The sequence below is a fragment of the Richelia sinica FACHB-800 genome (assembly GCF_014698825.1).
Taxonomy (GTDB): domain Bacteria; phylum Cyanobacteriota; class Cyanobacteriia; order Cyanobacteriales; family Nostocaceae; genus FACHB-800.
Genome location: NZ_JACJTT010000001.1, coordinates 427384 through 454278 on the forward strand (window position 1 = coordinate 427384; position 26895 = coordinate 454278).

At 39.4% G+C, this 26895-nt stretch carries 25 protein-coding genes; 18 read left to right on the forward strand and 7 right to left on the reverse strand.

The genetic code is table 11. From position 1 onward, the window contains the following. The first annotated feature begins 50 nt into the window (after nucleotides 1–50). Nucleotides 51–398 (forward strand): hypothetical protein, encoded by a 348-nt coding sequence (locus H6G73_RS01700; protein WP_190601200.1) that lies wholly within the window; start codon nucleotides 51–53, stop codon nucleotides 396–398. On the opposite strand, the gene H6G73_RS01705 is transcribed toward H6G73_RS01700, so the two are convergent. Further along, on the reverse strand, nucleotides 381–1379 hold the full coding sequence (locus H6G73_RS01705) for a cyanophycin synthetase (RefSeq protein ID WP_190601201.1): 999 nt from the start codon (nucleotides 1377–1379) through the stop codon (nucleotides 381–383). The two genes, H6G73_RS01700 and H6G73_RS01705, sit on opposite strands and share 18 nt — an antisense overlap. A 337-nt stretch (nucleotides 1380–1716) precedes the next feature. Here H6G73_RS01705 and H6G73_RS01710 point away from each other — a divergent pair, with 337 nt between their 5' ends. Both H6G73_RS01710 and H6G73_RS24120 read left to right on the forward strand, forming a co-directional pair. Next, complete coding sequence (locus H6G73_RS01710; RefSeq protein WP_190601202.1) at nucleotides 1717–1953, forward strand: hypothetical protein; 237 nt, start codon at nucleotides 1717–1719, stop codon at nucleotides 1951–1953. Nucleotides 1954–2579: 626 nt separating this feature from the next. Further along, complete coding sequence (locus tag H6G73_RS24120; RefSeq protein WP_199317559.1) at nucleotides 2580–4265, forward strand: sensor histidine kinase; 1686 nt, start codon at nucleotides 2580–2582, stop codon at nucleotides 4263–4265. Here the strand turns inward: H6G73_RS24120 and H6G73_RS01720 are convergent. From H6G73_RS01720 to H6G73_RS01740, 5 genes are all read right to left on the reverse strand, one after another. Next, on the reverse strand, nucleotides 4237–6072 hold the full coding sequence (locus H6G73_RS01720) for an APC family permease (protein WP_190601203.1): 1836 nt from the start codon (nucleotides 6070–6072) through the stop codon (nucleotides 4237–4239). The two genes, H6G73_RS24120 and H6G73_RS01720, sit on opposite strands and share 29 nt — an antisense overlap. Nucleotides 6073–6225: 153 nt before the next feature. Next, complete coding sequence (gene sbcD, locus H6G73_RS01725; protein ID WP_190601204.1) at nucleotides 6226–7482, reverse strand: exonuclease subunit SbcD; 1257 nt, start codon at nucleotides 7480–7482, stop codon at nucleotides 6226–6228. Nucleotides 7483–7722: 240 nt separating this feature from the next. Further along, nucleotides 7723–8427, reverse strand: coding sequence for a phosphoadenosine phosphosulfate reductase (gene cysH, locus H6G73_RS01730; protein ID WP_190601205.1), 705 nt, complete (start codon nucleotides 8425–8427; stop codon nucleotides 7723–7725). 185 nt (nucleotides 8428–8612) lie between these two features. Further along, nucleotides 8613–9548: an NAD-dependent epimerase/dehydratase family protein gene (locus H6G73_RS01735; protein ID WP_190601206.1), complete on the reverse strand. Its 936-nt coding sequence runs from the start codon at nucleotides 9546–9548 to the stop codon at nucleotides 8613–8615. Nucleotides 9549–9606: 58 nt separating this feature from the next. Continuing rightward, a complete protein-coding gene (locus tag H6G73_RS01740) occupies nucleotides 9607–9744 on the reverse strand; it encodes a hypothetical protein (protein ID WP_190601207.1) in 138 nt (45 codons plus the stop codon). 210 nt (nucleotides 9745–9954) lie between these two features. Between H6G73_RS01740 and H6G73_RS01745 the strand changes: the two genes are divergently transcribed. The 7 genes from H6G73_RS01745 to thrB all read left to right on the forward strand — a co-directional run bounded on the left by H6G73_RS01745 (nucleotide 9955) and on the right by thrB (nucleotide 18136). Further along, entirely contained in the window at nucleotides 9955–11106 is a 1152-nt protein-coding gene (locus H6G73_RS01745; RefSeq protein ID WP_190601260.1) for a glycosyltransferase, read from the forward strand. A 103-nt stretch (nucleotides 11107–11209) separates the two neighbouring features. Further along, a complete protein-coding gene (locus H6G73_RS01750) occupies nucleotides 11210–11968 on the forward strand; it encodes a sugar transferase (protein WP_190601261.1) in 759 nt (252 codons plus the stop codon). A gap of 396 nt (nucleotides 11969–12364) precedes the next feature. Continuing rightward, the gene (gmd, locus tag H6G73_RS01755) at nucleotides 12365–13444 is read left to right on the forward strand and encodes a GDP-mannose 4,6-dehydratase (RefSeq protein WP_190601208.1); all 1080 of its coding nucleotides are present in this window, start codon (nucleotides 12365–12367) and stop codon (nucleotides 13442–13444) included. 22 nt (nucleotides 13445–13466) lie between these two features. Then, nucleotides 13467–14411, forward strand: a complete 945-nt coding sequence (locus tag H6G73_RS01760; RefSeq protein ID WP_190601209.1) for a GDP-L-fucose synthase family protein — start codon at nucleotides 13467–13469, stop codon at nucleotides 14409–14411. 45 nt (nucleotides 14412–14456) lie between these two features. Continuing rightward, a complete protein-coding gene (locus tag H6G73_RS01765; protein ID WP_190601210.1) occupies nucleotides 14457–15053 on the forward strand; it encodes a 5-formyltetrahydrofolate cyclo-ligase in 597 nt (198 codons plus the stop codon). Between the two features lie 75 nt (nucleotides 15054–15128). Beyond that, on the forward strand, nucleotides 15129–16943 hold the full coding sequence (locus H6G73_RS01770; protein WP_190601211.1) for a lipoxygenase family protein: 1815 nt from the start codon (nucleotides 15129–15131) through the stop codon (nucleotides 16941–16943). Nucleotides 16944–17221: 278 nt separating this feature from the next. Next, nucleotides 17222–18136 carry a homoserine kinase gene (gene thrB / locus H6G73_RS01775; protein ID WP_190601212.1) on the forward strand — a complete coding sequence of 305 codons (915 nt, stop codon included), beginning with the start codon at nucleotides 17222–17224 and terminating at the stop codon, nucleotides 18134–18136. Nucleotides 18137–18627: 491 nt separating this feature from the next. Here thrB and H6G73_RS01780 read toward each other — a convergent pair whose 3' ends face one another. Next, a complete protein-coding gene (locus H6G73_RS01780) occupies nucleotides 18628–19752 on the reverse strand; it encodes a hypothetical protein (protein ID WP_206756227.1) in 1125 nt (374 codons plus the stop codon). 174 nt (nucleotides 19753–19926) lie between these two features. Between H6G73_RS01780 and H6G73_RS01785 the strand changes: the two genes are divergently transcribed. The 8 genes from H6G73_RS01785 to H6G73_RS01815 all read left to right on the forward strand — a co-directional run bounded on the left by H6G73_RS01785 (nucleotide 19927) and on the right by H6G73_RS01815 (nucleotide 26845). Beyond that, nucleotides 19927–20157, forward strand: a complete 231-nt coding sequence (locus H6G73_RS01785) for a DUF433 domain-containing protein (protein ID WP_190601213.1) — start codon at nucleotides 19927–19929, stop codon at nucleotides 20155–20157. Then, complete coding sequence (locus H6G73_RS01790; RefSeq protein WP_190601214.1) at nucleotides 20154–20486, forward strand: DUF5615 family PIN-like protein; 333 nt, start codon at nucleotides 20154–20156, stop codon at nucleotides 20484–20486. Before H6G73_RS01785 ends, H6G73_RS01790 begins: the two co-directional genes overlap by 4 nt. A 135-nt stretch (nucleotides 20487–20621) precedes the next feature. Continuing rightward, nucleotides 20622–21062, forward strand: coding sequence for a class I SAM-dependent methyltransferase (locus H6G73_RS24125; protein WP_199317562.1), 441 nt, complete (start codon nucleotides 20622–20624; stop codon nucleotides 21060–21062). Then, a complete protein-coding gene (locus H6G73_RS24130) occupies nucleotides 21032–21439 on the forward strand; it encodes a hypothetical protein (RefSeq protein ID WP_199317563.1) in 408 nt (135 codons plus the stop codon). The genes H6G73_RS24125 and H6G73_RS24130 overlap by 31 nt, the downstream gene beginning before the upstream one ends. Nucleotides 21440–21472: 33 nt before the next feature. Further along, a complete protein-coding gene (locus H6G73_RS01800) occupies nucleotides 21473–21985 on the forward strand; it encodes a hypothetical protein (RefSeq protein WP_190601215.1) in 513 nt (170 codons plus the stop codon). A gap of 262 nt (nucleotides 21986–22247) precedes the next feature. Beyond that, nucleotides 22248–23861, forward strand: a complete 1614-nt coding sequence (locus tag H6G73_RS01805) for an NAD(P)H-quinone oxidoreductase subunit 4 (protein WP_190601216.1) — start codon at nucleotides 22248–22250, stop codon at nucleotides 23859–23861. Between the two features lie 437 nt (nucleotides 23862–24298). Continuing rightward, nucleotides 24299–24823, forward strand: a complete 525-nt coding sequence (locus H6G73_RS01810; RefSeq protein ID WP_190601217.1) for a Rab family GTPase — start codon at nucleotides 24299–24301, stop codon at nucleotides 24821–24823. Between the two features lie 12 nt (nucleotides 24824–24835). Continuing rightward, entirely contained in the window at nucleotides 24836–26845 is a 2010-nt protein-coding gene (locus tag H6G73_RS01815; RefSeq protein ID WP_190601218.1) for an ATP-binding protein, read from the forward strand. Nucleotides 26846–26895 lie beyond the last annotated feature (50 nt).

Genomic DNA, 26895 nt, shown 5'->3' on the forward strand with positions numbered 1-26895 from the left:
CCCAATACCCAAATTTCCGGTTAGTTGATTATTTGATGAAGAGGACTGGAATGAGATATACATTTGATATTGTTGGCGTATCTCCAGTTTGGAATTTCTTTAGTCACCAGCAAAGTTTGGAAGAACAAAGGTTCAAAGGAGTAGAGTATCTAGGAACCCAGATTTGCACCTTAGATGCTTTGCTAGAGACTGTGGAACCAGTTCCGGCTAAATGGGGTTGGAATTTAGATCAAGTGGTCGAAACTGTAATTGCTTTTTGGGTAAATAATGCAGAAACTATTGAATATTGGAAGACTCGCTTACAAGATGCAGGTAGGGATAATTTACTTGTGGCTAGAGTCGCGGAAATTTCTTCGCTGCAAGCTGAGTTTGAATCTCTCTTAAGAAAGAATTGGTGAATTTTCCAAGGATTGGAGAATTTTTAAATATAAATCTTCGACTCTTTGCATTTGTTTATCTCCACCAGTGGCATAGTGAGATAAGCTAGGAGCCGAATTAACTTCAATTAGGGTATAGTCGAGGATTGGCTGTGTAATATCATTGCTAATTATATCCACACCTGCCAATCTCAAACCCATATCTTTGGTAATATTAACCGCTAATTTTTGAAAATTAGGATGAATTTGTTCGGTGAAATCGACAGCTTCACCACCAGCTGATAAATTAGCATTATCTAACAAAAAGACAGTAGTATTTTGGGGAATAATACTCTGTAAGGAAAGATTTTGACGTTGTAATTTTTCGGCAATGCGAAAATCGAATAAATTAATTTTTACTTTTCGTCCTTGTTGAATCAAATACGCTTGTTTGGCTTGGATTAGTTGTTCTACCGTATCTTCACCATTACCAACCACAAAAAATGGAATTCTTTGATAAGCAGCTATAACTTCATTATCAAAAACTAAGATTCTGTAGTCATTACCACTATAGAATCGTTCGACAATAAAGCCAGGATTAATTTCTAAAATTTTTCCTGCGACTTCATAATACTGTGTGGAATTATAAATTTTGGTAACTAAAACACCTTGTCTAAGGTTCAATGGTTTCATAATTACGGGAAAACCTAGATTTTGAGCATAGCTCAAACCATCATCAACATTCCGGGATGCAGTTAAACTAGCGCAAAGTTTTTCATGGAAAAAAGTTTGACCTTCTGTAATCTTGTATCCAAATTGCTTGAGAAAATATTTGGTGTAATGTTTATCTCTTGCTAAATCAGAGGACCCATAGCCGTTAACGTTTAATCTGGTGCCACTAAAAACAGTTTTTTTGCCATTTTTAAAAGTAATATGACCTACTAATTTATATTCTGGCTCAAGTAAAAGTTCTGCATTGATTTTGGATGCAGCTTTCTGGAGGATAGATATCAGCAAAGACATTGTTATACACCCTGTCAATAAGAAATGGTAACAATTTTAACTATGTGATAATTTTAACCTGAATAGACAAAATATAGGATATTTTTCCCTTGAAAGATAAAAGGTATACACAAATAATTTGAGGCTATAAGTATCCCCATTTAACTTTGGTATCAATCAACAGGAGAAAATAGAAAATTTCTATACTGCTGGATAATAGCCCTGCTGTCGCAAGAGGTCTTGACAATCCCTAAATAATGTAATAACAAAGTGGCATCATCAATAAAAGCGTTAGTGTTTTCCTGGGTAAAGATACACACTAACGCCTTTAACTCAAATTCATACGGTTAACATCATCATGCCACAAAACACAGATTCTCAAGAGAGTAAATCAGAAAATCAAGCTATTACATACAAAAATCGACTCAATGCTTGGGCGATCGCACGGTTACTTTCAGACACAGAAAAGGTAATTGTGGCGAGATTTCGGAGTCGTTCTGATGCGGATGGTTATCTTCAACACTTAAGTCAAATTAGTCCTAATACAACTTTCCAGATAGTTTTTGATTGTCAACGGGAAGAAGTGGTTGTTTAATGTGCAGAAATTTTGAGAACCCGTCTATACCAATAGAAATGAGAAATGTTGTACCAATTTTTTCTGAAGATGCAGATAATAACACCCCCCTGTATTCCTGCCTTGCCAAGGGGTGAAGGCAAAGCCAGAGGGTAAATATATGCAGATACACAAAGAAACGGTATTAGCTGAATTAGTGTCAATTCATCAATAACAATTATTTTTCTAATTGGTATTGGGGTCATCTAAATTGATGGGATTTGGAAACAAAGCAGGTCAAAAATATAACCAGACGATTGGTTATGGTAGGGTAGACGGGTTTTTTGAGAATAAATTCAGGGTGTAATCTACTTCCCTAGAACATCAATTTTCACTAGGAAGAGTTATAGCATTTTGGATTTTGGTAGCAATGATTAGGACCATAGCAGGGATGTGATAAAATTTACTGTATATAGTATTTTTCTTCTCTAGTAACAAGATAAAAGCAATATCTTGTTGACCTAGAGGTGAGCTTTTGACGGGACTGAGGCAAACATTACATCACAGTTTGGATTTACTAAAGCGAGGATGGCGATTATCTTTGTAATCGCATATTTAAGCGGTAAATCTAGAGGTCTTCACAGAATTTGCACATCCCTGACTTGGCTATGAAAATTGCTCACAAATTAGTTGGAAGTTTTATTGGTGTTTCTTTATTAACATTTGTAGTGGGTGCAGTAGCGATCGCCCAAAGCCAAAAAATGGCTAAAGCATTAGCAGTCCTAGAAGCTAAACATGTCGCGCAAATGCTAGCTACATCAATTTCTGAGGATTTGTATGGTGAAGATTTATCACCAGAGGTAGCAGCAGAGAGTTTACAATCCTATGTCACATTACTTCATCAAAAACAGAATCGCGATAGCGTGGTAGTAAATTTGCAAAAAAAAATCTTAGCAAATCCACATCCACAAGATATCGGTACAGTTTTCGACGATGATCAAGGACAGGAAGTCAATCAGACCTTGCAAGATGGGAAAGTGAGAACCTTTTTAACACAAGAATCTCATCATTTGCCAATTGCAAAAATGATTGTGGTTCCTTTGTATAAAGATGCAAACACTATAGGCGGGGCAGTAATTCTCGAATATTCGTCAATGTATAACGAAGCGATTTCCTTTGCTAGACCAACAATTGTAATTATTGGTATTACTAGTTTAGGCTGTGTGACTTTGGCTTTATTCTTTGGTTTCAGAATTGCCAGTCATATTAATAAACCTCTAAAATTAGCAACAAGTGTTGCCCAACAAGTTACCCAATCTTCCAACTTTGATTTGCAAGTGCCAGTTATCAGTCAAGATGAAACAGGTATTTTAGGAACAGCACTAAATCATTTAATTCAAAAAGTAAAAGAACTGCTATTAGAAAAGGAACAGCACAGCCAAGAAATTCAGCAGACCCTAGAACAATTACACAAAGCCCAACTGCAACTTGTGCAAACAGAAAAAATGTCGAGTTTAGGGCAATTAATAGCAGGAATTGCCCACGAAATCAACAACCCTGTAAACTTCATTTATGGCAACATCGCGCACATTGATAACTATAGTCAAAACTTATTAAAGCTTGTTGCGGCTTATCAATATCATTATCCAGAGACACCGGAAAAAATTCAAATCATTTTGGATGAAATGGAACTTGACTTCATCCAAGAAGATTTACCTAAATTACTCCAGTCTATGGAAATTGGAACTGAGAGAATTAGACAAATAGTTTTATCTTTACGTAACTTTTCTCGACTAGATGAATCTGAATTTAAATATGTTGATATCCATGAAGGAATAGAAAATACTCTATTAATTTTGCAACATCGTCTCAAAACCAAACCAGATAGTCCAGGCATTCAAATAATCAAAGAATATGCGAAATTACCATTGATAGAATGCTACGCAGGGCAACTCAACCAAGTATTTATGAATTTACTGACAAATGCTATCGATGCAGTAGATGAATTACTAATACAACAGAAAAAAGATAGCTTGCTTCAGCAGCAAGGACTGATTTATATTTCTACTCAACTAATTACTGATCATCTTGTACAAATTACCATTACTGACAACGGATTAGGCATACCGGAAACGGCGCGATCGCGCATTTTTGACCCATTTTTTACTACCAAACCTGTCGGCAAAGGCACAGGGCTAGGTCTATCTATTAGTTACAATATTATTGTTGAAAAACACCATGGCAAAATGTGGTGTGATTCCCAGTTGGGAGAGGGGACTAAATTTGTGATTCAAGTCCCCATTAGTCGCCATAAACAAAAAATGCCTATAGATAGTATCGCACTGTCGTTATAACTCGACTTCTCTTCGCACGTAGGGCATTTTTGAGAAAGAAAGTGGTTTGGTTATGTAAAATCCCATCCCACCAATTACGTGTGACAAAAGCAGGAATAATAATTGTGGTGAAAACCTCCGGATAACGTTGTTCAAATTGGCGGACAAACTCCACAATAGGAGTAATGACAGACCGATAAGGTGACTCGATAATTTCTAGGGGAATATCTGATTCTAAATTACGCCATTTAGCTTGCAGTTTTTCCCGATCTGTGGAACCAATATCAACATGAATGGCTACGATTTCATCTGCTACTGTCCGGGCATATTCTAATGCTTCTACTGTTCCTCGATTCAATTGTCCAACAATGACAACCGCAGGATGAGTTACTTTTTCTGGTTTTGGTCGAGGAATATAACTGCGTGGTGCCAGTCCTTGAATACTCAGTCGTTCAGCTACATATTGATAATGTCGATTAATAGCTAAAAACAGACTGACTAAAATGGGAATAGCCACCACCACTAACCAAGCACCCAAGAGAAACTTGGTAAAAACTATTACACCCAAAACCACAGCCGTGGCGATCGCACCTAAACCATTCATCACCGCGCTGGAATGCCAACCACTCGTTTGCCCTTGAAACCAATGACGTACCATTCCTGCTTGAGACAGGGTAAAGGAAGTGAACACCCCAACTGCATAGAGGGGAATAACAGCGCTGACTTGTCCTTTAAAAATAATGACAAGAATGGCAGCGCAAAGACTGAGGAGAATGATACCGTTAGAGTAAACCAAGCGATCGCCTAACAGAGCTAGTTGCCGCGGTAAAAAACCATCTCTAGCCAGGAAGTAACACAGTCTGGGAAAATCTGCATAACTGGTATTAGCTGCCAATAACAAGATTAACAACGTCACCATTTGCAGAAAAAAGTACAACGGCCCACCCCCAAAAATTTGCCGCCCCAGGAGTGAAACCACCGTTTGTCCTTCTTCAGGCACAATGTGATAAATATTTGCTAAACAAGTAATGCCCACAAACATTAATCCCAACAGCCCACCCAAATACAACAAAGTCAAACGGGCGTTTTGCCATTCTGGTGGTTTAAAAGCCAAAACTCCATCGGAAATAGCTTCCACACCTGTCAAAGCCGTACATCCTGCTGAGAAGGCACGCAAAATGAAAAATAAACTCAATCCTTCTTTCACAGACAATGCAGGATATGCAGTCACAGCTTGACCAGTAGTGAATTTAAATAAACCTACCAAAATCAATAAAAACACGCTGGCAATAAAACTATAGGTAGGAATCATAAAAATATTTCCTGATTCCTTCACCCCCCGGAGATTAGCCAGCATCAACAAGAAGATGAAAACTAAACACAGTAAAACCGTGTGAGATTGTAGTGACGGAATCGCTGAAGTTAAAGCCGCCGTACCCGCAGATATACTGACCGTTACTGTCAATATATAGTCAATCATCAGCGACCCACCAGCCACCAATCCAGGATAAAGCCCCAGATTTTCCCTCGCCACAATGTAAGAACCACCACCTTGAGGATAGGCGCGAATCGTCTGACGGTAGGAAAGGACAACAATTCCCAGCAGTACAATAATGGCTACAGCTATGGGCAGAGATAAACCCAAAGCGCTACTGCCAGCAGCCACTAAGATTAACAAAATTTCTTCTGTTGCATAAGCCACAGAAGACAAAGCATCAGAAGAAAGCACTGCCAAAGCTGCGGCATTAGTCAATCGCTCTTCACTGTGTGCGCTTGTAGGTAGGGATTTGCCGAGTAAAACTTGTTTAATTTGAGTGTAGAGGGACATATAAAGTCCACTAGCAAACGTGTAAATACCCTTTGAGTGAGTGATTAACTCAATGATGAACCCAAGGATTACAGCAATTTTGGCAGATCCTACACAGGTTGATTATTAATTTTTCTGCCTGAACAATTTCCACTTATCACCACCTAACGCAACCTATGATTGTGGCGTAACCGTTTCCAACCACATTTCTTCATCACCAGCCAACAACTTCTGTGCTGCTTCCACCATCGATGCAGCTATTTCCTGCAAATCTTGCCGATTATCTAGATAAGTTTTCAATGCTTCCATGGGGTCAATACTGTTACTAGCACTCAGTTCCGGAATTCTGGGTTTAGCTAACTGACTAACCAACTCTGGTTGAATGGTATAGGTGTGAGCCGTGCTTAAAGCTTGGTGCAGGGAGGAATTATCAATTAAATCTAACTGTTCAGAACGAATTTTATAAATTAGTCGCACCACAGCATTTTCAATGTCATGCTTACCTATTGCTTTCAGTAGCACCCCTTGCGGCTCATCTGCCTTGGATAAATCTACCTCAATGGTGCGAAATACCCGCACAGGCAAAGGACAAAACTCCCAATTCACCTGTCCCCGTTCCAACTCCACCATCACATAACCCTTATCTTCCTTCTCTTCGCTAAAATCTACCCGTTCAATACTGCCTGGATAAATTACAGGTGGGTGATTGGATTTATTGAGATTTTGGTGACGATGAACATGTCCCAAAGCCACATAGTCAAAACAAGGACGGGTCAGCAACGATAAAGGTAAAGTAAAGCCTTTACCTACAGCTAACAACCTTTCTGCTCCCAAGGTGGCATTATCAGCCATCAGGTGAGCTAACAACACCGTTGGTACATCAGGGTCAAGGCGGCGAATTTCAGCTTCTAAAACTACCTGTAACCGCTCTGCTAACAGATGATTGACTTCAGCCAAAGATAAACCCTCCGTTTCTTGGCGTGTCATCAATGTAGAGCGTGTTAGCCAAGGGAGAGTAATTACTTGTACCATACCATTGCGGGTTTGAATCCTGTGGGTAGTCAAGGTATCACCCACCACAAATCCTGGTACGCCCAAAGTCCGATAAATATTTAAACTTGCACCTCCCAATCCTTGGGAATGTTGGTCATGGTTTCCCACTAACAACACGGTGGGAATATCTGCATCAACCAAACGGCGAAATTGACTGGCAAAGGCTTCTTGGACATAGGGGGCTGGTGTGGCATCTGGAAAAGCATCACCGCCAAATATCACTAAGTCCACATTATCTGTTAAGGCTCGGTCAATACACAAAGATAATGTATTGACAAAATCCTCTAATCGTGTATTCAATCCAGTGGTGGGATTAATCCGTCCGTGGGAAAAGCCACTTCCCATGTGGATATCTGAAAGGTGGAGTATTTTAATCATATGGAGTGATTAATGATTTAGTCATTAGTCACTAGCTTAAATCAGGAATTAGTGAGATTGTTGACTCTAGGGGGTTTCCAGGAAATAAATGACTCAATTGATGACATTGTAGGGGCGGGTTTACAAATATCCTTCTTCATCAACCAAGATCCAATTGATGACATTGTAGGGGCGGGTTCACAAATATCCTCATTCATCAACCAATATCCAAATAAACCCGCCCCTACTAAAGGTGCAAACTTAAATGTGAATACCACACTCAGTCTTACCAGTTCCCCGCCAACGACCAGCGCGTTCATCTTCACCTTCACCTACTTTGGTGGTGATGGGTTCATCGCCAATGCTGGGATAGCCTTGGTCATGAAGAGGATTGTAAATTACCTTATGTTCAGCTACATAAGCCCAAGAATCTTTGCGAGTCCAGGCAGCAAGAGGATTAACTTTTAACCGCCCTTTATTATCTAGTTCAAATACAGGCATGTTGGCACGGGTGACGGCTTGGTCACGACGACGGCCTGTAATCCAAGCGACTGTGTTGAGTTCGTCTAGACCTCGTTGCAGAGGTTCAATTTTTGTAACGTCGTGGAATTTGAGAATATCTGTATCCCAGAGGGCTTCACCATATTTGGCGGTGAATTCTTCACGGGTGTTTACATCTGGAGTTTTGTAAGTTTTTAAATCTAAGTTATAAATTTCCTTGGCTTTAGCAACGAGTTCCAAGGTTTCGCGGAAGTGGAAAAGAGTGTCGAGGAAGATGACAGGAACTGAATGCTGGAGTTCAGAGTAGAGAATGTTGGTAATTACCAAATCATCAACGTTAAAGGCGCTAGTTTGTACAAATCCTGTGGGAATATTCTCGATAGACCAGGCTAAGATTTCTTTGGGAGTAGCGGTTTCAAATTGCTGATTTAATTTGTCTAGGTCAAAGGTGGTGGCAGCTGTCATGATATTTGAGACGGAGATGTGTTTATTACTTAATAAAAGTTAAGTTTACCTGATGAAGGTACACACCCCCGTAGGCAAATGGGTAATTAATAGGTGTGGTTATCACTACTAACAGCAGATTGCTAGCAGATGGGGAAAGAATCTCCCGTGAAAATATCGGGAGAATAGACATCAAAAAATTCTGTTTAGACAGATTTTAAAATTTCGTCATCTACAGAGAAATCAATTTCGGCTTTATCTCTGCCAGATAAGAAATAATCAGTTTCTAAAGAGTCTTGTAAGCCAGAGATTAAATCATAGGCAGGCTGCCAGTTTAATTCTGTGATGGCTTTGTTGACAGAGGCAAAGAAGTGTTGAACGCGCATTGGGAAGGCTTTGCGTTTGCCAAAGTCAAACTTTTTGGGGTCATAATGTACGATTTTCACATCATCAATAGACTTGCCAGCAGCTACAGCACAGGCACGAGCTAAACCATCAAAAGTGACGAAGCGATCGCCAGAAATATTATAAATCTGCTTGATGGCTTTGTCGTTACCCACCACTTGGGTCATGGCTTGCGCTAAGTCCTTCACATGGCCTAGCTGGGTAATGTGCATTCCATTGCCAGGGATGGGGATGGGGCGATCGCGAACAATTCTATCAAAGAACCAACTTTCTAAATCGTTATAGTTTTTTGGCCCATAGATATAAGTGGGACGAATGGAAGTAAAAGGCAAATCCAATTGCTCTAGATAGGCCTCTGTTTCATACTTACCCTTGTGCCGACTCTTCGGATCGACTGCATCCCCTTCTACATGGGGTAACTGGTCAGATTTGAGGTACACACCAGCAGAACTCATATACACGAAATGTTGCACCCTGCCTTGGAAAATTTCCGCCACAGGTTGGGTATCAGTGAGTTCTCGACCATTATTGTCGAAAATGACATCAAAGTTTTCTTGTGCTAACTTTTCTTTAAGCTGGGTGGGGTCAGTGCGATCGCCTATAATTTGTCCTACTCCCTGTAATGGCACAGGACGATTACCCCGATTAAACAAAACCACCTCATGTCCAGCTTCTACCAGTAACTGAGTCAGGTAGACACCAATGAATCGAGTTCCACCAATAATCAAAATCCGCATAAAATTCCCATTTCTCAATCAATTGTGGTTGGTAAAATCATCCTTGTCTTTGAGGTTATCAGGTTGCCGTCTCCCTCTTGCCATTTTGGAGTAGGAGATTTTCAGCTTGAGATTGGGAACTCCAGATTTTGTTGGTTGTGACTCCATCTGTACTCATCCAACCTCGATAGAAATCACTATCAACTGCCACCAACATAAAACACATATGCAACCAACCAAATTTGTCATCTTGACTATGCCTGACTGTCTATCTCTCTCTACCAGCTAGCTACCACATCATTCGGAACCTGTATCGACTAGATTACGTCTTCCGGTCAATCCAGGGTCATGTCCACTTCGCACAATGGGACATTTTTCAGTTAATCTGAAAAATCGCCTACGTAGTTTTCACCCATTCAAGTTAACTGTGCCTTTGAAATATGCTCTGGTTCATGAGTGGCTGACCCCTAAAGCCACAGGCGGTTCAGAACTAGTTGTGCGGGAGATTTTAAATCAAATTGATGCTGATTTGTATGCCCTCATCGATTTTGAATCAAGTAATCCCGACAATTATCTATACAAGCGCCAAATTGGCACAACCTTTCTGCAAAATTTCCCACTGGCTCGTAATGGTGTACAAAAGTATTTACCCTTGCTACCCTTAGCCATTGAACAATTAGACCTACGCCAATATGACGTAATTCTTTCTTCATCCCATGCAGTTGCCAAAGGAGTTTTGACCACTCCCAATCAATTACATATTTGCTACTGTCATAGTCCTATGCGTTATGCTTGGGATTTAACCTTTGATTATCTCAACAACAGCAAAGTCGGAAATGGTTGGCTAGGATGGTTCACACGCTACTTATTACATCATTTACGGCAATGGGATGTAATTAGTTCCCACCGTGTTGACTACTTTATCGCCAACTCCCAACATACTGCGCGAAGAATTTGGCGTTGCTATCGGCGAGAAGCTCAGGTCATTTATCCACCGGTCAATGTTGCGGAATGCCCCTTTTTAAGAGAAAAAGAGGATTTTTATTTGATCGTCTCCCGATTAGTAAGTTACAAACAAGTATCATTGATTGTTCAAGCTTTTAATGAACTCCAACGACCATTGGTCATTATTGGCACAGGGCCAGAAATGCCCTATATACGGCAAATTGCCCAACCAAATATCCAAATATTGGGATGGCAACCCAATGATGTAGTTCAAAAATACATGGCTAGGGCCAAAGCTTTTGTATACGCAGCTTGCGAAGACTTTGGCATCGCCTTGGTAGAAGCACAAGCTTGTGGTACACCAGTTATTGCCTATGGCGCTGGTGGTGCTTTAGAAACTGTTAAAGATATCCGCAATTGTACAGATACAGGCACAGGCATATTTTTCCCAGAGCAAACAGCAGCAGCTTTAGTCACGGCCGTAGAAAAATTTGAAGCCTATCAGGATTTATTTAATCATGACCAGATCAAAGAACACGCCTATCAGTTTTCTACATCAGTATTTCAACAAAAATATCTGTCCTTTGTGGAGCAGTGTGTAGTAAACAAGACCATCTCTAGCCAGAAGGTTTAAATTTTTGTATTTGTTTTCAAGTTTTGGGAAAATTTACCCCAGAATTACCGCGTTTTAGCTTTAAGATTGGGACTATGTGTGGTGTGGATTATTAAGGAGTATGATGACTGCCCAGAGCTCACTCCTCTCCGGCAAGCGATATCCACGACGGGATGGCAGTACGTCTACACGTACTCTACCAAAACGTGGACAAAAAATAAAACCGCCCAAGATTAAACTTAAAAGTTTGTCTTTACAGGGTTTACACGGAGAGTTTGCCAAACGGATATTCGATATAGTTTTTTCTCTGTCTGTATTAATCTTGTTTTCACCTCTCTACATCATCCTGGCTTTGTTGATTGCGGCCAGTTCTGAAGGACCAATTTTTTATGTCCAAGAAAGAGTAGGGAAAAACTATCGTAGCTTTAATTGTATTAAGTTTCGCACTATGGTGCTCAACGCGGATGAAATTCTCTTCCAAATGCTGGAAACTAATCCAGATATGCGCCAGGAATTTGAAAACAATTTTAAGCTCAAAAAAGACCCTAGAATTACCAGAATTGGGCATTTCTTACGCATTACCAGCTTGGATGAATTCCCCCAATTTTGGAATGTTTTAAAAGGGGATATGAGTGTGGTGGGACCAAGACCATTAGTGGTAGAAGAACTACCAAAATATGGTGACCATATAGATCAGGTTTTGACAATCAAACCTGGAATTACTGGATTATGGCAAGTGTCTGGACGCAATGATATCCCCTACCCTCGACGAGTCCAGATTGACTTACATTATGTAAAATTCAGGAACTTTTGGCTGGATTTATGGATCATCTTGAAAACAATTGATGTGGTCATTATGCCCAAAAATAACGGAGCCTATTAGAACAATATCTGTCAATGTACTTCTGTGGGGTAAATTTTGCCCCCAGATGCTATTATCCATATTGGATAAAAAAGGACATCGAATACTTAAATTTTTGATATTTTTTGAGAAAAAACTTTAAGAAAAAAATAAATATATTGAGCCGTAATATCACTAATAAATATCTGATCTGCACAATTTATCGCCAATCTCCATGATTTTGAGAAGTTTGGCTCAATAAATCCCAGGTTTCCAACTTGTTAAAAAAATCTTAATTAAGTATATTTGTTGACGACCAAGTTTTAATGGCAGATACTAGCCGCAGTAATCACAAAAAAACTCTTGTAGCATTTAAGTGCTATTGAATAGCATATTGTTTATCCGCGTTTGAATTGCAAGCACAAGGAATTATCGGGCATGACACAATCTAAAATAGCTCTTATCACTGGTATTACTGGTCAGGATGGCTCTTATCTCAGTGAGTTTTTACTACAACAAGGTTATGAAGTCCATGGCATTATTCGTCGTACTTCTACCTTTAACACAGACCGGATTGATCACATGTATGAAGACCCTCATAAAGAGGGAGTGAGATTGTTTCTACACTATGGTGATTTAACAGACGGTACAACCTTGCGTCGGATTTTAGAAGAAGTTAAGCCGACGGAGATTTATAATTTGGGTGCTCAATCTCACGTGCGAGTCAGCTTTGATTCTCCAGAATATACGGTAGATGCAGTGGGAATGGGAACCCTGCGGTTATTAGAAGCTATTCGTGATTATCAGCAGCGAACTGGTATTGAAGTTCGCTTCTATCAAGCGGGTTCTTCAGAAATGTTTGGTTTGGTACAAGCTGTACCTCAAAGTGAAACTACTCCTTTTTATCCCCGCAGTCCCTATGCCTGTGCCAAAGTTTATGCTCACTGGCAAACGGTCAATTATCGTGAATCCTATGGTTTATTTGCCTGCAATGGCATTCTCTTTAACCATGAATCACCGAGAAGAGGTGAAACATTTGTAACACGTAAAATTACTAGAGCAGTAGCCCGCATTGTAGCTGGCAAACAGAAAAAATTATTTATGGGTAATTTGGATGCAAAACGGGATTGGGGTTATGCGAAGGATTATGTACAAGCAATGTGGTTGATGTTACAGCAAAGTCAACCTGATGATTATGTCATTGCCACTGGAGAAACCCATTCTGTGAAGGAGTTTTTAGATTTAGCCTTTGGTTATGTCAATCTCAATTGGCAAGATTATGTGGAATTTGACCAGCGTTATTTGCGTCCAGCAGAAGTAGATTTGTTAATTGGCGATCCGACAAAGGCGAAACAAAAGCTAGGTTGGCAACCATCGGTAACTTTTCCAGAATTAGTGGGTTTGATGGTAGAGGCTGATTTACAAGCTTTAGGTGTGACTTCTCCTAATGGTAATGGCAACCAAAAAACTAATGATTTTGCCACTATTCGCTCAGAATTAGGCTCTTTGCACTTGTAATTCCATCTTCCAGGAGAGAATAATGGCTGATTTGGATTTGAAGAATAAACGCATTCTTGTCACTGGTGGCGGTGGTTTTCTCGGTCGTCAGGTGATAGATCAGTTGTGTGTAGCTGGGGCTGATCGTGAGAAAATTACTGTACCGCGATCGCGCGATTGTGATTTACGAGTGTGGGAAAACTGTCAACGAGCAGTTGACCAACAGGATATTATCATTCACCTGGCTGCCCATGTGGGTGGTATCGGCTTGAATCGAGAAAAACCAGGAGAGTTATTTTACGATAACTTGATGATGGGAACCCAGCTAATTCATGCTGCATACCAAGGTGGTGTGGAAAAATTTGTCTGTGTAGGTACAATCTGCGCCTATCCCAAGTTTACCCCTGTCCCCTTTAAAGAAGAGGATTTGTGGAATGGTTATCCAGAGGAAACCAACGCCCCCTATGGTGTAGCGAAAAAGGCGCTGTTGGTCCAACTGCAATCTTATCGTCAGCAGTATAACTTTAACGGTATTTATTTATTACCAGTGAATTTATACGGGCCAGAAGATAATTTTGACCCCAGAAGTTCCCATGTCATCCCGGCTTTAATTCGCAAGGTGCAAGAAGCCCAAGCGAGAGGGGAAAAACAACTTCCTGTGTGGGGTGATGGTTCTCCTACCCGTGAGTTTCTCTACTCCACAGATGCCGCTAGAGGTATTGTGATGGGAACTCAGTTTTACAATGATTCTGAACCTGTGAACTTGGGAACAGGTTATGAAATCTCCATTAAGGATCTAATCACATTGATTTGTGAATTGATGGAGTTTGACGGGGAAATTGTGTGGGAAACTGATAAGCCTAACGGTCAACCTCGTCGCTGTTTAGATACAGAAAGAGCAAAACAAGCTTTTGGGTTTACGGCCCAAGTTGATTTTCGCCAAGGTTTGAAAAATACAATTGATTGGTGGCGCAACCATGCCGCTTAAATAATTAACATGTGAGGGTTTAGCAATGCTAAACCCCTACAACCCATGCAGAAATTAGATTTACCAATTAATAAAAAAGCACTGCGTCGTCATCTGTTAAAGATGCGTCGGTCGATGACGGTGACTGAGTGGAGAGAAAAGAGCGATCGCCTTTGCACCAATTTACAAAAATCCTTATTATTTAATCAAGCTCAGACTATTCTCGCCTATTTTAGTTTGCATCAAGAGCCTGACCTGAGTGTACTCTTAACAAACTCTCAAAAACGGTGGGGTTTTCCTCGTTGTGTAGATAAATCTCTACATTGGCACTATTGGCAACCTGAAGAACCTCTACACAAAGGTGCTTACGACATTCTAGAACCCTCTCCCACAGCAAAAATAGTTGATGTAGAAGAAGTTGATTTAATTCTTGTCCCTTGTGTGGCTTGTGATGTCCAAGGGTTTCGCTTGGGTTACGGAGGAGGATACTATGACCGCTTGTTAAGTCATCCTCACTGGATAAATAAACCCACTATTGGTGTAGTTTTTGATTTTGCTTATTTTACCCAATTACCCGTTGAACCTTGGGACATACCCTTAAAAGCGGTGGTAACAGATGGGATAAATTCCGGTAAACCCTTAAATTTAAGTGAAATTAACTAATAATTTCCCCCAGATCACGCATAATTGTGCTTAAAGTTATAACAGCGTAACCATTTCAGCTAATTGGTATCTGAAATGGGCAAGATTAGGCGTAGCTATTTTCCTACCTTTGTAGAACTGAAACATCAAGGAATTATTAGATATATGAGTTCACAATATTGGCAGGCTGTAGAAAAGAAATTCCAGTGGGAAGACACCTACAGTAATCTACCTGGACATGTGAAAGGAGTGCCTAGAGGACAAGGTTTTCCCATTAAAAAAATCTTCACTTTTCTAGGGATGACCATCAAAGGCATTATCGGTTTACTGATAGCCCAACTTTTACATCTTGTGCCTTATCTTTGGCAAAAATTAATTAAAGGAGAAATAGTTTTTACAGGCACAGCAGATTTTGGTTTACTGACTATTTTTGCTCAATTTAATGACTGGAATAGTTTAGATGAATTTAACGAATTTTTCCAACCTTGGACATTCTTCAAGAAACCAGATGTGGCCGAAGATTGGAATTCAGATATTGAATTTGGTCGTCAACGCTTGACAGGAATGAATCCTATATTAATTCGCAAATGTCAAGCTGATGATATTAGTCCCAGCAGCAATTTTCCTGTTACAGACGAACTAGTTAATCCCTTTCCTGGTCAAGATATCAATTTGGCAGCGGCAATACAAGCTAATCGCTTGTATATTTTAGATTTTCCCATCTTGAACCAAATTACTACGAAAATTTTGGAGGAGCAGTTAGGCAGATATCCACAATCTCCTAGTTGTCTGTTTTATCTAGATGATAAACAACAACTAATTCCCATTGCGATTAAGTTGCAGTACGAACCAGATGCAGAACATCAGGCATATCGCCAAATTATCACCCATAAATCACCACCGGAAGATTGGCAAGCGGCAAAGGTGGCTGTAGCTAGTGCTGATGCTGCCTATCAAGGGGTAGTTTCTCATTTATTAAATACTCATCTGCTCATCGAAGCTTTTAGTGTTAGTACCTATCGCAAAATTTCACCCAGCCACATACTTTATCAACTATTGACACCTCACTATTTCAACACATTAGCTATTAACAATATGGCACGGAATGTGTTTTTAGAAAGAGGAGGGTTTTTTGATGCCACTGGTGCATTAGGATATTATGGTTCCCGTGAACTCTTAAATCGTGGCTATAATGGTTATGAAAAAGTTGTTCCCAAACTAGAGTTTTATAAGCTAGCTTTGCCCTATGACTTGAAAAATCGCGATGTTTTAGATTTACCCAATTACTATTATCGCGATGATGCTTTATTAATGTGGAATGCTATCAAAGACTATGTAACAGAAGTTCTGCAAACACGTTATCAAACTGATGCCGATGTAGTTAGCGATCGCGAAGCGCAAGCTTGGAAAGAAGAACTGATGACCAATGGTAACATTTATGGGTTATTGCCACCAGAACGAGACAATCAATTGAATAGTATACAGGCTTTAATTGACATAGTTACCAATGTGATTTTTATCGCCACTGCTCAACATGCAGCCGTCAACTTTGGTCAATATGACTATGCTGGTTGGGTTCCTAATAATCCCTTTGCACTTTATCAATCTTTCTCTGATTTATTTACGACCAATTCTGCAAAAATTCCTCTCACCAAACGATTACCAAATCGTTTAGAAACCATTAAACAAATGGTATTGGTGAAGGTATTGACGATGACACCTCCCCACTCTAGTCAATCGTTGTTAACCTTAGATAATCCCTTCTCTGATACTTCTGCCAAACAAGTATTTGAGAAATTCCAGCAGCGTCTCCAAGAAATCGAAACGCAAATCAGTCAACGCAACTCTTCCCTTTCCAAACCTTATATTTACCTTCTTCCTTCACGTATTCCCCAAAGTATTGCTATCTAGGATTTGACATTAATTCGACAATTACTAATTTCTAAAAATGTACACAGATATTATGCTTTTTGTGTACATTTTTTATAGGAATGGGCAAGATATTGAGCTTATTCTAGAGTCTGCCATACAACCTATTTTTCTGCAAAAGTCACAATTTTTGCGCTCTTTTTTGCAACTTGGCACGAAACAAAAAAATATTTATGCTCCAGGCCTATTTGTCCCCAGACATGGGATGCTATTAAAGTTGCTAATTTTTAACGTTTAATTTTTAATTTTTAATTGTCACGATGTCTGTAATTTCCACTGTTACTGTTAGAGTTCCCGCCACAACTGCTAACTTGGGGCCTGGTTTTGACTGTATTGGCGCAGCTTTAGGACTATACAACGAAGTTAAATTTACTTCCTTAGATGGGGAAGGCTTAATTATTCAAGTGGCTGGTGTAGAAGCCGAAAAAGTACAAACAGATGAAACAAATCTGCTTTATCAAGCTTTTGCCAAATTCTACAGATATATAGAAAAAACACCACCCGCAGTCAAAATAGAGATTGAGTTGGGTGTACCTTTAGCCAGAGGGTTGGGAAGTTCGGCCACAGCTATTGTTGGTGGTTTGGTGGCTGCAAATCAATTAGCTGGTTCACCTTTGTCAACATTACAGGTGATGGAATTAGCGATCGCTATGGAAGGCCATCCTGATAATGTAGTACCAGCTTTAATTGGCGGTTGTCGTCTTGCTGCTACCAGTGCTACTGGTTGGGAAATTTGTGATGTACCTTGGCATGAACATATCATTCCTGTAGTAGCCATTCCTGATTTTGAGCTTTCCACCTCCCAAGCACGGCAAGTTTTACCCACCGAATATAGTCGCGCTGATGCCATTTTTAATGCTGCCCATTTAGGTTTATTATTACGTGGTTTAGCCACTGGTAAGGCTGAATGGTTGCAAGCGGCTTTACAAGATAAATTACATCAACCCTATCGTCAAGCTTTAATTCCCGGTTACGCTGCTGTGGAAGCTGCTGCTGTAGATGCTGGTGCTTACGGGATGGTCATTAGTGGTGCTGGGCCGACTTTGTTAGCCTTAACTGATGCAGACCATACACAAGCTGTTACCGCAGCCATGGCCAATGCTTGGAAGCAACAGGGGATAATATCAATTGTGCGATCGCTCCCCATTGATATGCAAGGGGCAGTAGTTTTGTAATTCGTAATTAACAAAATCTAGCTTTGCATAATTGTACAAAGAAACTAGGAAGGAGCGAAGCGATCACACTTGGGTTTTCTGCGTTTGTAAGACTTACGCAAAATATCTCTCAAACCCTCTTACCTATCTCTACGCCATGCTGCGTATTAGTGTAGTTACCATAAATAAGACACAGTTTAACGCTAGTATCTTCTCTTCGAGACGCTTCGCGTTAGTGGAGCTTTAGCTTTAGCGATACGTGGTTTATTCTTTTGTAACTTCTGGGTAAGTCCTAATTTGATTGGTTAGGTAGCTTAAAGATTTATATTACACTATGTTGTTTTTAAAAACTGGGTAACTGGGTAGGGAGTAAAATCAAATTCTTCTCCACACAATTGAGAAATCCTCTCGTTGATTTCTTTGTGTTCTTTTCTTGCTAATCCACGGTTATATACTTGTTCATTTAATTCGATGTTCTGAAGTAGAAATTTGACTGCTTCTTCATCAAATAGTTAAAGATAAGGAGATATAGCTTGCTGAAATCGAGAGTCTGCTTCATTGTAACTCCTGCTTGAACAGTAGTAACTAGATAGTATGCGACAAAACAAGTGTTGCCATTCTTCTGTATCAGATATCTCAAGTAAGAACTTTAACTGTTCATCCTTAAAATCAAAATGAGTGTCACCTTCCACCAAGGATAAGATATCTTCAGAATAAGCTTTTAAACTATCCTTTAGAAACCATCCACAAATTTTACCTATATTAGTATTCTCAACATGATGCTGTATTTTAAGTTGAGCATCTTCATTAAGAAGATCATAAATTTTTGTATTTTTCGATAGATAATAAACTAAATAATCTAAGATTTTTGGATCTGATGAAACATTACTATAGTAGTCTTTTTCTCCTGATATTTTTTCTAAAATTCTTTCATGATTTTGATTTCCAATCACTTCAAGTGTTTGGAAATTAATTTTTCTATTTTTTATGCAGTCATTGTTATCAAGTTTAAATACTAATTTCCACAATTTTCTATAAATGGAAAGTTGAACTTCAGTTTTAAGTTTACTTAAGTATCGGCTATTCACATATCTTTTGACTTTTTCTCTACTATTGAGTGCTGCTGCCGATTCGGCAATATCATCCAAAAGTTCATCAATTATTTTTTGTGTGTAGAAAGGAGGCTTTATGAGCAAACCCTCCAGAGTATTTCTGATTAGCGATCTCACAGTTTCCTTATTTGGCCTATGCAATTCTCTGTCTGCATTTAATGTAGGGTGAGCAGACAAGTGGCGTTGCTTTTGAAGATATAACAAATTTTCATATTCTGCGCGATCTAGCAGGGCTGTCTTTTCATGAATCTCCTTAATTAGTTTAAGTTCCCAAGAAGCTGATTTAGGATCACTATTTTGCAATGCTGTAAGCTCATTAAGAATTGATCTTGCAACTGTATCTTGGTGTAAATCAGCAAGACTTTCAAGTTTATAAACTATATCACAAACAGCAACAGACCAAAGCATCACTACAGCAGAACGATAATTACCATTGTGGTATGAAGAGAGAACCTCTTGAAAATAATCCTTAGTTTTGCCGTAATGTATTCTTTCCGAAAAACTTTCTAAAGAAAATTCTGTCATCACAAATAATTACCCCATTCTATTTTTCCAGATGGTCGGATATCTAAATTTGTAATTGTATCGTAGATGAGGTATAGTTATTTATATATGATTAAATTACCCCCTAACCTTTGCGTGATAGCCGCTCTTGTCAGTTGATTTGACGAAAGGAATTTAATTTTATCCGACTAATTTATGAACTACCGAGATTACATCACGATTGAACCAAATAAACGCGGTGGTAAACCTTGCGTGCGTGGTTTGCGGATAACGGTTTATGAAGTGCTTGAGTACCTAGCTTCTGATATGACAGAAGCAGAGATACTTGAAGACTTTCCCGATCTAACACGGGAAGATTTTAAAGCCTGTATTGCATATGCAGCTGACCGCGAACGTCGGTTTATGAATGTGCCAATGTCCGCATGAAATTACTTTTTGACGAAAATCTCTCTCCCAAGTTGCCACTGCATTTGACTGACCTTTTTCCAAATTCCCTCCACGTCCGAGATGTTGACATGAAATCAACTATCGATCCAATAGTTTGGGATTATGCAAAGTCTAATGATTTGATGATTGTCTCAAAAGACGCGGATATGCACGACCTCAGCTTAGTATTTGGGAATCCACCAAAAGTTATTTGGATTCGGCTTGGTAACTGTTCAACTTCACAAGTTGAAAATTTGCTGCGTCAAAGTTTTGACATGATCACATTATTTTACCAAGACAAGAATTTATCACTGCTTGCCTTACCATAAAACTCTGGTTGGGTTTTGTACCTCAAGACAGTCGCTAAATTTATTATATTTTCAGCCGATATTGTAGTGCGATCTCCTAGTATTATTTCTCTACTGTGATACCTGACTATTGAAGAAAAGGAGCATTTACTGTCAATGACCAATAAAAAAGATATGCTCGCTAGAACAGAGGCAGTTTTTAATTCTGCATCTGATAACTTTGATGCTCCAGCATTATCATTTTGGGATCGCTTTGGACAACGAACCATTGATAGACTTTCTCTTCGTCATGGCGATCGCGTTTTGGATGTTTGTTGTGGAACTGGTGCTTCTGCTATTCCCGCTGCATTATTGGTAGGTACAACAGGAAAGGTACTAGGAATAGATATTGCTGAATCTCTTTTACAACTGGGACGGAAGAAGTCAAAACAACAAGGTCTGGAAAATATCGAGTTTCAATCTGGAGATTTTGAAAATCTAGGTTTACCAAACGAAAGTTTTGATGCCATTGTTTGTGTGTTCGGAATTTTCTTTGTTCCTGATATGGTTGCAGCGATTCGGGAACTTTGGCGTATGGTTCGTCCTGGTGTAAGCTAGCTATTACTTCCTGGGGAAAAGATGTCTTTGAACCCGCTAGTCAAATATTTTGGAATGCAGTTGAGGCTGAACGTCCAGATTTAGTTAAAAAATTTACACCTTGGGATCGGATTAGTGATCCTACTTCCCTACAAGCATTACTAGAAGCTGGTGGTGCTACACAGGTAGAGGTGTTTGCAGAAGCAAATACTCATGAACTGACTAGCCCTGAAGATTGGTGGACAATGGTTTTGGGTGGTGGACTTAGAGGTACAATTGATCAGCTTGAACCGGATGCCAGAGAGCGTGTCCGCCAAGTAAATCTGCATTTCCTTCAAGCTCATGATGTTCACGCACTGAAGGTAAATGTTTTATATGCGATCGCTAAGAAGCAATAACGGCTTGTTCACCTATCCTGAATCATTACATACATGGATAAAATTCAAGTAGAAATCAAAGAATTAAACTCACAAATTCAAGCACTCCAGCAAGAACGCGCCGCATTAACTCAAAATCATATAGAATCTGGCGAAAATAACACAAATTTGGCAATCGTAGAAGCATACCGTCGTCAAGCGAGGGAAAATCCCGAAATTGCGGCGGAACTCAAAGGTATAGATGATGCGATCGCCTTCTTAGAAAAGCAACTACAACAAAAACAAGCCACCCTCGACCGTTGGCTACCCCTATCTAAACGCCTTTCCCAGCAGCAAGAGCAACTAGAAGCCGCCAAACAAGTAGCCCAAGTCCATGCTGACCGCATTAACCAACTCGCTGGGGAACTTGCCCAAGAAATTCGATTGCTCAAAAGTTGTGCTGATGAACTCAGCCCCATGTACTGGCAAGTTTATTACAAACCATTCATCACAGGTTTTAAGACCATCTCCGTTCCTCACGTCCGTTCTGACGGAGAAGTCTGGACGATAGTTAATCGAATTGTTTAGAAACTTTAAGCTAAATTCTTGACCAAATCTACATCAAAAATTTAAGAATTCATTATATCAGAAAACGGTGGCATTAGTCGCCGTTTTTTGTTGACGTTGTAAAACTTTACAATTAGAATGGATTTGCGAGTTAAATCAGTAAGTATTTATTACTATTTATGCTCCAAATTGGGAAATCGTGAAAGCAAACGCATTTACAAAAGTAACGATTCCTTAATATAATGTAATTAAAAGCAAAACCGAAAATTGATTGTCAGCAGTGATGAATCCCATACAGATCCCTTGGCTATCAGCCATAATTTTCTTCCCCTTAGTGGCCGCCCTAGCCATTCCCCTCATACCCGATAAAGAAGGTAAAACCGTTCGTTGGTACACCCTGGGAGTAGCCCTAGCAGATTTTGCACTGATGATTGTTGCCTTTTGGCAAAGCTACGACTTTCAAAGTGCAGCCCTGCAACTAGTAGAGAAATATGCTTGGATACCCCAGTTAGGACTGAATTGGTCAGTCGGGGTAGACGGCCTATCAATGCCTTTAATTTTGTTAACAGGCTTAATTAACACCCTCGCAATCTTCGCGGCTTGGAAAGTAACCAACAAGCCGCGATTATTTTATGGCTTAATGCTAGCGATGTACAGCGCCCAGTTAGGCGTTTTCCTCGCTCAAGACTTGCTCTTATTCTTCTTAATGTGGGAAATCGAGTTAGTCCCCGTCTATCTCTTAATTTCCATCTGGGGTGGAGCAAGAAGACGTTATGCAGCCACCAAATTTATTCTTTATACAGCCGCAGCTTCTATATTTATTCTCATCGCTGGTTTTGCAATGGCCTTCTACGGTGATAACTTCACCTTCGACATGGCAGAACTGGGAATGAAAGAATATCCCAAAGCCTTTGAACTTCTACTTTATGCAGCTTTCTTAATTGCTTACGGCGTAAAATTACCTATCTTCCCATTACATACCTGGTTACCTGATGCTCACGGCGAAGCATCTGCTCCTGGTTCCATGATTTTAGCGGGTGTACTGTTAAAAATGGGTGGCTATGCCCTCATCCGCTTCAACATTGAAATGTTAACCAACGCCCATGCTGTTTTCGCTCCAGTCATAGCCATTTTGGGTGTAGTCAACATTGTGTACGGTGCTTGTTGCGCCTTTGCTCAAACCAACCTCAAACGTCGCTTGGCTTACTCATCCATTGCTCACATGGGGTTTGTGCTCATTGGTATCGCATCCTATACAGAAATTGGTATCAGTGGTGCAGTCCTGCAAATGGTATCCCACGGTTTAATTGCTGCTAGCTTATTCTTCTTGTCTGGTGTCACCTACGAACGTACCCATACCTTGGCCATGGACAAAATGGGTGGTATTGCTAAGGTTATGCCCAGAACCTTTGCTCTCTTCACTGCTGGTGCAATGGCTTCCCTAGCTTTACCTGGTATGAGTGGCTTCGTGGGTGAGTTGATGGTGTTCCTGGGTATTGCCACCAGCGATGTTTACAGTTCCAGCTTCAAAATTGTCGTCATCTTCCTGTCCGCAGTTGGTGTGATATTAACACCCATTTACTTACTATCCATGCTGCGTCAAGTATTCTACGGCAAACAAAGCGAAGAATTACATTTAGATGCTGTTGTGGCTGACTTGAAGCCTCGTGAACTCTTCATCACTGCTTGTTTACTGCTTCCTATCATCGGTATCGGCTTCTATCCTAAATTAGCTACCCAAGCCTACGATGTGAAGACAGTAGAAGTTGCTGCCCATGCTCGTCAAGTGTTACCAGTTGTAGCTGGACAACAACCTGCCAACTTGTACTCACAAATCTTTAAAGCACCAACATTGGCTAGCTCTCAAGTGGAAACCTTAGTTAATATGGCTGAGTAAATAGCTGAGTCAATCAAAAATTACCCAACAAGGGTACTGCTGGTAAATCTGAAAATCAGAGGGGAATTTAGGGATGGTTGTGGAACCATCCCTTTTATTTTTGCAGCAGTTGAGGGTGATGGTGATGCCACAGCGGCTCATCATCCTAGCAACAATTGTTAAACTAGGATGATTTAATTGATCCGTCTATTTATGTTTTAATGTTGTTATTTGGTGCTTTGAAAGTGGCAACTGCTGTATTAAATATTCTCGTGTACATCATCAGCCTTGTTAGACAACCTCTCTAAATCAGCAGCATAAAAATAATCCACTAGTTGCTCAAGTTGAAAAATCTAACGACAATAAATTTTTCAGCTTCAGCTTTGTTATGGTAGTATCAGGTTTTGCCTTTGAATAGCCTGCGCTGAGTCTGAGAACCTATAGTATCTAAACATAATATGTCTGCAATCTCTAGAAAAATCTGCCTAATCGGTGATTTTGGTGTAGGTAAAACTAGTTTAATTCGCCAATATGTAGATAGGCAATTCAGTGATACTTATCTTTCGACGGTGGGAGTAAAAATATCTCGCAAACTAGTGCAGATTTTTAATGCCGAATCACCAGCTAATCAAGAAATTCAGTTGATAATTTGGGATATTGAAGGAAGTAATAAATTTAAGAGTGTTGCTTCCAGTTATTTTCAAGGCGCTAAGGGTGCAATTATAGTAGGAGATTTAACTCAACAAGAAACTCTCAATCATATTACGGAACATATTGATAACTTCTTGTTAATTAATCCTCACGCCTCTATATTTATTGCCTTGAATAAATCCGATTTAATCGAAGTTGAGTATTTAGAAAAATTGAAAAAACCTTATCAGTTTGAAAATAAAAATCAGGTTTTATCAACTTATCTGACTTCAGCTAAGACAGGTAAGAATGTTGATGAAATCTTTCAATTTTTAGCTCATAAACTAATTTAAAATTTGGCAACAATGAATCCATTATTAGCAAATTTGGTTTCTGCAAATTGTTTTGAATACTTGATATTTAATCAAGATTATCAGATTTTAGAAGCATCTTCTGGCGTTCACGAATTTGTTGATAATTCTGAATCAATTAACCTGGGTGATGATATTCGTCTTCCTTTCCCTGAATTAGTAGGAATCGAGGAGATTTTGGTAGAGATTCTCCAAGGAGAGCAAAAGAATTTTAATTTAAAGGGAGTCAAGCGTTGCCTCGATGAAGACTCTCCTCTATATATGGACTTGTACATTATTAAAAATGTGCAAGTTGATTCATCCCATCACACTACCAGTGAGTTCATCATGATTGTGGTGAATTCCACCGAAAGAATGGTGATGGAACAATCGATGATGCAAAGTATCAATAATGCAAACTTTTTATTGCGTAACCTCACTGCTTCTAAACAATATATAGACCAAATTGTCACATCCATGGCTGATGGACTTTTGGTAACGACATTATCAGGAAAAATTAAAAAAATTAATTTGACAACTACAAAAATACTAGAATACTCCGAAGAAGAATTACTAGGTCAAAATATAGAAGAAATTATTAGAGATATTCATCAACTGACATTAGATAATGTGGCTGGAGAAGGGAACTTTAGTCAAACCATTAAAGAGATAGAAATTTCTTGCACAACTAAAAGTGGAAAAAATATTCCGTTAGCTATTTCTTGTTCCGTTGTACAAACAGAAATTGAACATTTTCAAGGTTATGTTTACATTCTCCGCGACATGACCGAACGAAAACAAGCGGAACTAGCTAAACAGGAATTTTTAGCAATGATTAGCCATGAAATTCGTACTCCCATTGCCTCTGTAACGGGTATGGCTAGTTTGCTCCTCAATACTAAATTAACTGCTGAACAACGGAATTTCACTAATACAATTTATCTGAGTGGAGAAGCTTTACACAAAATTATTAATGATATTCTTGATTTCTCCAAATCTGAAGCTGGTAAATTGGAGTTAGAGGCTGAACCCTTTGAGTTAAGGCGTTGTATTAATGAAGCGATTATGCTGGTGGCCCCAAAAGCTCAAGAAAAAGGGTTGTCCTTAAATTTTTTAGATAATTCTGCTATTCCCACCATTATTATTGGTGATATAGTACGGTTGCGACAAATATTAGTGAATTTGCTGGCTAACGCTATTAAATTTACTGACCATGGCAGTGTAGAAGTATCTTTTACAGGTAGTAAAATTGCCAATTATAATCACCATCCAGAGGGGATAAAACCCCATACCTATGAATTGCAATTTGCTGTTAAAGATACAGGAATTGGGATAGATAAAAATCATTTTGACCGATTATTTAAAGTTTTTAGTCAAGTAAATTCTTCTATCACTAGACAGTATGGTGGTACAGGGCTAGGTTTGGCAATTTGTAAACAGTTATGTGAATTAATGGGTGGTAGAATTTGGGCGGAAAGTGAGCCAGGTCTAGGGAGCACTTTTCATTTTACGATTGTTGTTGATGTAGTTTCTGAAACCAGAGAACACACCATACATAAAACTTCCGAATCTTCAGGAGAAATAGCTGTTTCTCATATTTCTCATCATGTACAAATAGATACAACTTTAGCTCAAAAACATCCTTTAAAAATATTGTTAGTTGAAGATAATTTAATCAATCAAAAAATGATTCAAATTATGTTGCAACGTATGGGCTATAATGCGGAAATTGCTAATAACGGTTTAGAAGCACTAGCTGCACTGCGTCGTCAACTATATGATGTGGTGTTCATGGATTTGCAAATGCCAAAAATGGACGGACTAACAGCGGTCAAGCAAATTTGTGAAGAGTGGACACCTGATAAACGTCCTTGGATAATTGCTTTAACAGCGAATGCGCTACCGGAAGAACGCGATCGCTGTTTACAATTGGGAATGAATGACTATCTTGTCAAACCCATTCGCATTGCTGAGTTGATGGAGACTATTAAACGGTGTCACCCCATCGTGTGCGATCGCTCTTAATATTACACTCAAATACCCTCTAAATCAAGAAGTAGGAGACATTGCTCCTA

Bases quoted from the DNA above. Each gene is read 5' to 3' on its own strand.
- H6G73_RS01770 (WP_190601211.1), top strand. From the start codon at position 15,129: ATGGGCAAGATTAGGCGTAGCTATTTTCCTACCTTTGTAGAACTGAAA.
- H6G73_RS01790 (WP_190601214.1), top strand. From the start codon at position 20,154: ATGAAATTACTTTTTGACGAAAATCTCTCTCCCAAGTTGCCACTGCAT.
- H6G73_RS01815 (WP_190601218.1), top strand. From the start codon at position 24,836: ATGAATCCATTATTAGCAAATTTGGTTTCTGCAAATTGTTTTGAATAC.
- H6G73_RS01805 (WP_190601216.1), top strand. From the start codon at position 22,248: ATGAATCCCATACAGATCCCTTGGCTATCAGCCATAATTTTCTTCCCC.
- H6G73_RS01780 (WP_206756227.1), bottom strand. From the start codon at position 19,752: ATGACAGAATTTTCTTTAGAAAGTTTTTCGGAAAGAATACATTACGGC.
- thrB (WP_190601212.1), top strand. From the start codon at position 17,222: ATGTCTGTAATTTCCACTGTTACTGTTAGAGTTCCCGCCACAACTGCT.
- H6G73_RS01740 (WP_190601207.1), bottom strand. From the start codon at position 9,744: ATGTTGGTGGCAGTTGATAGTGATTTCTATCGAGGTTGGATGAGTACA.
- H6G73_RS01810 (WP_190601217.1), top strand. From the start codon at position 24,299: ATGTCTGCAATCTCTAGAAAAATCTGCCTAATCGGTGATTTTGGTGTA.
- H6G73_RS01750 (WP_190601261.1), top strand. From the start codon at position 11,210: ATGACTGCCCAGAGCTCACTCCTCTCCGGCAAGCGATATCCACGACGG.
- sbcD (WP_190601204.1), bottom strand. From the start codon at position 7,482: ATGATTAAAATACTCCACCTTTCAGATATCCACATGGGAAGTGGCTTT.
- gmd (WP_190601208.1), top strand. From the start codon at position 12,365: ATGACACAATCTAAAATAGCTCTTATCACTGGTATTACTGGTCAGGAT.
- cysH (WP_190601205.1), bottom strand. From the start codon at position 8,427: ATGACAGCTGCCACCACCTTTGACCTAGACAAATTAAATCAGCAATTT.
- H6G73_RS01785 (WP_190601213.1), top strand. From the start codon at position 19,927: ATGAACTACCGAGATTACATCACGATTGAACCAAATAAACGCGGTGGT.
- H6G73_RS24120 (WP_199317559.1), top strand. From the start codon at position 2,580: ATGAAAATTGCTCACAAATTAGTTGGAAGTTTTATTGGTGTTTCTTTA.
- H6G73_RS01710 (WP_190601202.1), top strand. From the start codon at position 1,717: ATGCCACAAAACACAGATTCTCAAGAGAGTAAATCAGAAAATCAAGCT.
- H6G73_RS01800 (WP_190601215.1), top strand. From the start codon at position 21,473: ATGGATAAAATTCAAGTAGAAATCAAAGAATTAAACTCACAAATTCAA.
- H6G73_RS01760 (WP_190601209.1), top strand. From the start codon at position 13,467: ATGGCTGATTTGGATTTGAAGAATAAACGCATTCTTGTCACTGGTGGC.
- H6G73_RS01700 (WP_190601200.1), top strand. From the start codon at position 51: ATGAGATATACATTTGATATTGTTGGCGTATCTCCAGTTTGGAATTTC.
- H6G73_RS01705 (WP_190601201.1), bottom strand. From the start codon at position 1,379: ATGTCTTTGCTGATATCTATCCTCCAGAAAGCTGCATCCAAAATCAAT.
- H6G73_RS01765 (WP_190601210.1), top strand. From the start codon at position 14,457: ATGCAGAAATTAGATTTACCAATTAATAAAAAAGCACTGCGTCGTCAT.
- H6G73_RS01720 (WP_190601203.1), bottom strand. From the start codon at position 6,072: ATGTCCCTCTACACTCAAATTAAACAAGTTTTACTCGGCAAATCCCTA.
- H6G73_RS24125 (WP_199317562.1), top strand. From the start codon at position 20,622: ATGACCAATAAAAAAGATATGCTCGCTAGAACAGAGGCAGTTTTTAAT.
- H6G73_RS01735 (WP_190601206.1), bottom strand. From the start codon at position 9,548: ATGCGGATTTTGATTATTGGTGGAACTCGATTCATTGGTGTCTACCTG.